The sequence below is a fragment of the Bacillus sp. JJ1566 genome (assembly GCF_036962685.1).
In the GTDB taxonomy this organism is placed as follows: domain Bacteria; phylum Bacillota; class Bacilli; order Bacillales; family Bacillaceae_L; genus Ferdinandcohnia.
In genome coordinates, this window is the sequence record NZ_JBALOP010000010.1 from 33,403 (window position 1) to 39,088 (window position 5,686).

Genomic DNA, 5,686 nt, shown 5'->3' on the forward strand with positions numbered 1-5,686 from the left:
CGATACATCCTTCTGCGGTTTTCAATCGAGCGTGTACCTCGGAGCCGCCCTTTCAGGTTTGTTCACTTAATTTCCAATAAAAACACGAATAAACGTTCTTATTTTAGTTGATAATAGAATATACGTTCGTATATAATATAAAAAAGGAGATGATGGCATGCGCGGGATTTTACAACGTGCCCTAATTCAGCACACACCAATCGAAATCATCTATATGTCACAGAATGGGATCCTTACACAACGCCAAATTCAGGTGTTGGAACTCCAAGAAACCACAATTAAAGCCTTTTGCATGCTTCGTAATAGAAAAAGAACCTTTAAAATAGACAGCATCCTATCAGCTGCTTCACCAAGGAAAAAAGGAGTTGTTAAATTTGCAAATTAGAACACTTCAAATGCGAATGGAACATACGGAACAAGAAATATTTGAACAGATCGAAAAATATATGAGAAAACACCACATAGCTCCGACAATGCGTGAGCTTTCGCGACTTTGTACATCTGTTAGCTCTACAAGCACTATCAAAGCATATCTTGATCGTCTTAAGGAAAAAGGCATCTTACACTATGAGCCGAAAACGCCAAGATCCATCACCTTAAAAAAAGAACTACCCCAGGCGAAATAGGGTAGTTCTGTCCATACATTATCAAATACGCCTTGCGTATTTGCGCCCGATTTTTAGGCCCATAGGAGGTGGATCATAAAGACGAAGACATCAGGATGTGGCGTTCTTAGTCTTTGATCTTATCGCTCGAAAAATTTCCTTTGAAAATCTGTGGCAACCGCCGGAGGCATTAACTTTATTCAGTCTGGGTTCGTTCCCAAATTAAATTGTATTCTTTTACATACGCCCTACACTATTAAAAGTAAGTGACTTCTACTGAATAAAGTTAAAGCTTTTCATCAACATCCGAAGTATCGACATCATCGCCAAACCAATCAACTAGCTTTGCTTTTGCCTTAGCTTTGACATTGTCATCAATATGCATGGCCACCTGGAATAGCGCAACACCTAAAGCTCCAAGATCATCTGTAAAACCAATACCTACAGCGAGGTCTGGAATGAGGTCGACCGGAAAAATAAAATATCCTAATGCTGCAAGAATCGTCACCCTTGCTTTTGCAGGGAGGTCAGGCTTTTGTAGCACATAGTAAAGCAAAAGTGCCGTGTACACAACGGAATGACCTGCTCTTAATGCAAACTTTTTAAGTTTTTCCCAAAACTTATCTTCCGAATAATGTTTTTCCATTTCATCCATGTGAATCCCCCATTTTATATGTTCACAATCTTTTACTACTATTGTACTACAGTGATAAACAAATGAATCATTGTACAAACTTTAAATTTTAACTTTCCTTAGGTTATGCTGCGGATTCTTTTTTACACGCTTAAAAGCTTTTTTCAAGCTCATCCACCAATGAACCAACATAAGCAACTGCCTTTTTAATTGGCTCTGGTGTTGACATATCGACTCCAGCTAGCTTCATTAACTCGATTGGTTTCAGTGTTCCACCCGCTTTTAGTGCGGATAGCCAGCGATCGACCGCAGGCTGACCTTCCTCTTGAATCATTTGGGAGGCTGCAGTTGAAGCGGTTAAACCTGCGGAATACGTATACGGATACAAGCCCATATAATAATGCGGCTGGCGCATCCATGTTAATGCAGCGAGATCATCCATTTCGACATCCTCACCCCAGAATGCAGAAAGCAGTTCTGTTTTTTGTTCACATAGAAGTTTGGCCGTAATTGGGGTGCCATTATGAGCTAACTCATAAACACGTCGCTGCAGCTCACCTTCAAGAATATGTGTAACAAAATTATGGTAATAGGTGCCTAAGGATTGTAAAATAACCCAGCGCTTCATTCGGTCATCATTTGACTGTGAAAGAATATGTTTGCTGAGCAGCATCTCATTCATTGTCGATGGCGCTTCGATAAAATATCGGGAAGGGCGTGTGTTTGAGATTCGTTGATAGCGACCTGCTAACACAAAGTGTCCAGCATGTCCCAATTCATGAGCAAGTGTAAATGTATTTCGCATTGAATTATTCCACGTCATTAAAATGTACGGGTGGGCACCATATGGGCTCGAACAGAATGCACCTGATCGTTTCCCCACATTGTCTGCTAAATCAACCCAGCGGTTATGAATTCCTTCCTCCATAATTCCAATATATTCTGACCCCATAACCTGTAATGAATCAAGAACGAGCTTTGAAGCTTCCTCATACGTTACTTCAGGGTTAAAGTCCGGATCTAGTGGAGCCTTTAAATCACTGTAATACATTTTTTCTAAACCCAAAACGCGTTGCTTTAATTTCGCAAGACGACGCATATGAGGAGCTAATTCAGTTTGAATTGTAAGTAACTGATTATGGTACATTTCCTTTGTTACCTGTTGTTCATCTAACAGCATATCTGTTACAGACTCAAACCCACGTAAGCGTGCTTCAATAACCTGCTTTTTCACCTCTGTAGCGTAGGTGGCTGCATATGTGTTTTTATATTTATCCAAAGTTTCAGCAAAAGCCGCAGAAGCCTTCCGTCGTAATTCCGTATTAGCCGAGTCCTCATATTTTGGAAATGAATTAAAAGTAAGTGGATGCTCGATCCCATCATCGGTCGTAAATGCAGAAAACTGCATATCTGACGTTTTACTTCTTTGATAAATCATATATGGAGAATCCATTACCTCACCAAACGCAGCCAATACTTCCTCGGCATCCGGTGAAAGTGTATGCTCCTTTGCTTCGAGGATATCTGATAACGTTTTTTGGAATTCTTGAAGTCCCTGTTCCTCTTTTATGTATAATTTAATCGTTTCTTCGTCTAATGTAAGCAGTTCTGAAGTTATAAATGACCAGCTTGCTCGCACATTTGAGAGTAAGGATGCTGCTCGTGCGGCGTTCGACTGATAAACGGAGTTTGTCCCATCTACCGATATATGTAAATCTGCGAAGCCCATCACCCGCATCACTCTTTCCTGTAGTGCATCCTTTGCCACTAGGCAGTCATACAAGGTCTTTGCACTTTCACCCACACGTCCCTTGTATTGTGTGACGGTTTGAATTTCCGCTTGTACAGATGTAAATTCTTTCTCCCATGCCTCGTTTGTTTCAAATAAATCTTGAAGGTTCCATGTTTGTTCAACAGGTACCTCGGATCGCAATAATGCCATGTGAAAATTCCCCCTTATGAGTGTTTCGATAAACGAAATAATATACTTCAATTATAAATTAAATAAATCAAATTTAACATAAAATAACCTAATTTTCTTACAAATCCAGATAAAAAAGAAGATCAAGAAAAATCTCGACCTTCACTCATCCCTTATAATAAACCTACCATTTTTAGTCCGTACAAAATTCCGTCCTCTTCAACGGACTTCGTAACATATTTAGCCACTTCTTTTACTTCATCAAGTGCATTCCCCATCGCTACACTATTGTGAATCGTGGTGAGCATTTCCATATCGTTTAATCCGTCACCAAAGGCATAAATGCGCTCTTCTGGGATGCCTAGTTTTTCAACAAGCTTTTCAATTCCTTTTGCTTTTGATCCGCCGCTTGGGAGGACATCAACAGAAACCGGATGCCAGCGAACAAAGTCAAAGTCTTTAAACCCATTTTCGTACTGCGATTCTTCTCCCTCTTGGACAAATAAAAGCGATTGGAACAATTTACGTCCTTCATAATACTTTGGATCATAGGTTGGAAAGCTTTTAATTTTTAAGGTTGCAATGCTTTCTGTAATAAATTCATGCTCCGGTACATTGGCCTTCATGTCCTCGTGGTCCATGTAGACAATTGGATGGTTATTAGCAAGTGCTAATTCTGTAAGCTGTAAAAGGGCTTCTTCATTTAATGGATTTGTGTAAATTTCTTCTCCGTTTAACACCACGTATTGACCGTTGTAACTTACATATGTTCCGATTCCGAGCTCCTCGCGCAGGTCTTCGAACATAAAAGGTGCACGGCCAGTAGCAATCGCCACTTCGTGTCCGAGTTCTTTTAATTTAAAAATGGCTTCCTTTGCCGAGGCTGGAAGTTGCTTTTTATGATTTAAGAGTGTCCCATCTATATCAAAAAAGATAAGGCTTCGTTCTTTCACTTCTTATTCCTACTTTCTATTCTGCTTTTGTCTAAAAATCACATATTACTTACGATACAATATTTTCGTGCTTTAAACAAACGATACAGTCTGCGCATTTATAAGTAGATAACAGGCAAAAAGTACTACTCTCAAGCATAAATTAGTAGTACGTCTTATTTCACCATCAAGGAGAGGGCACATGAGAAAAACTTGGTTATTAGGGTTTGGCTTTTTTAGCATTAGTCTTGGATGGTCTTTATATAATGGATTTGTTCCTTTTTTCCTCGATAATTTCATTACGAGTACGGCTTTGATTGGCTTTTTAATGACCATCGATAATTATATCGCTCTCTTTTTACAGCCCTATATCGGGCAGCTCAGTGACCGAACTCGGACGCGTTTCGGGCGCAGGATGCCTTATTTACTTATTGGCGTTCCACTTGCTGCCCTATTTTATACACTTATTCCTCTTCACACTGGCTTAGTATCCTTGCTCATTTTCATGCTATGTATGAACCTGTCGATGGCGATTTTCCGTTCCCCCACGATTGCTTTAATGCCGGACATCACACCTGAACCTGAACAGACAAAGGCAAACGGAATCATCAACTTTATGGGTGGCTGCGGTGCGATTCTTGCATTTAGTATAGGCTCATATTTATTTAGCATTGACGAGGCACTTCCATTTATCGCCGTTTCCATCGCCTTTTTAGTCACTTTGTGGATTGTTTTTAAATATATCAAAGAGCACCGTGATGCCCTTTCTTATACAGAAACAACAGTTCCGAAAATTAATTATCGGGAGGAATTGAATTCTTCTACCCTTTACCTGTTAGCCGCAATCTTTTTTTGGTTTATTGCGATACAGGGCATGGAAGCTTTGTTTACGCTATATGGAGTAAATGAATTAGGACTTTCAAGAAGTGCCTCCGCGTTTTCGTTGACCTTTTTTTCTTTAAGCTTTGTGATTTCAGCTATTCCTAGTGGCATCTTAGGTGCAAAATTTGGCAAGAAAAATGTGATTGTCTTAGGGGTTATCGGTTTAATCGTCTCATTTTTACTATTAAATTGGGTGGATTCAGTTATTTACTTGAGGATGATCTTGTTTTTGGGTGGCATCTTTTGGGCTTTTGTTAACATTAACGCATATCCATTTATTGTTTCTACGGGGAGTGAAAAAAGCTTCGGAACGAGAACTGGACTGTATTATTTGGTTTCCTCACTGGCAGCCATCACATCACCGCCAACCCTTGGTTATTTAATTGACCTGTTTGGGTTTAGTGTGTTGTTCCTTGCGGCAGCTGGAAGCTTGATTGTGGCACTGATTTTTATTAGCAAAGTGAAAGAGCATGCAATAGGCTCTTAGTAAATAGCAATCGCGTGTGTGAACTGGGAACAGTTTTCGCACACTTTTTAACTTTATTCAGCAGAAGTCTCTACTTCTTTAGTGGGGGATGAATGTAAAAGAGTATACAATTCAGTCAGGGTCAGCTCGGACTAAATAAAGTTAAAGCCTCCGGCGGCTGCCACAGATTTTCAAAGGTAATTTTTCGAGCATAAGATCAAAGACTAAAAGCGCCACTTCCTGTGG

6 protein-coding genes are annotated in these 5,686 nt (G+C 39.9%); 3 read left to right on the top strand and 3 right to left on the bottom strand.

All coding sequences use genetic code 11. The features are described from left to right. Positions 1-157: 157 nt before the first annotated feature. Positions 158-385 carry a hypothetical protein gene (locus V7112_RS05685; RefSeq protein ID WP_335416589.1) on the top strand — a complete coding sequence of 76 codons (228 nt, stop codon included), beginning with the start codon at positions 158-160 and terminating at the stop codon, positions 383-385. Further along, positions 375-626, top strand: coding sequence for a LexA family protein (locus tag V7112_RS05690; protein ID WP_335416591.1), 252 nt, complete (start codon positions 375-377; stop codon positions 624-626). The genes V7112_RS05685 and V7112_RS05690 overlap by 11 nt, the downstream gene beginning before the upstream one ends. 265 nt (positions 627-891) lie before the next feature. On the opposite strand, the gene V7112_RS05695 is transcribed toward V7112_RS05690, so the two are convergent. The 3 genes from V7112_RS05695 to V7112_RS05705 form a co-directional block, all read right to left on the bottom strand. Continuing rightward, on the bottom strand, positions 892-1,260 hold the full coding sequence (locus V7112_RS05695; RefSeq protein ID WP_335416593.1) for a YkvA family protein: 369 nt from the start codon (positions 1,258-1,260) through the stop codon (positions 892-894). Between the two features lie 130 nt (positions 1,261-1,390). Further along, on the bottom strand, positions 1,391-3,181 hold the full coding sequence (gene pepF / locus V7112_RS05700; RefSeq protein ID WP_335416596.1) for an oligoendopeptidase F: 1,791 nt from the start codon (positions 3,179-3,181) through the stop codon (positions 1,391-1,393). 152 nt (positions 3,182-3,333) lie between these two features. Further along, entirely contained in the window at positions 3,334-4,113 is a 780-nt protein-coding gene (locus V7112_RS05705; protein ID WP_335416599.1) for a Cof-type HAD-IIB family hydrolase, read from the bottom strand. Positions 4,114-4,294: 181 nt separating this feature from the next. Between V7112_RS05705 and V7112_RS05710 the strand changes: the two genes are divergently transcribed. Beyond that, positions 4,295-5,461 carry an SLC45 family MFS transporter gene (locus tag V7112_RS05710; protein WP_335416601.1) on the top strand — a complete coding sequence of 389 codons (1,167 nt, stop codon included), beginning with the start codon at positions 4,295-4,297 and terminating at the stop codon, positions 5,459-5,461. Positions 5,462-5,686: the final 225 nt, after the last annotated feature.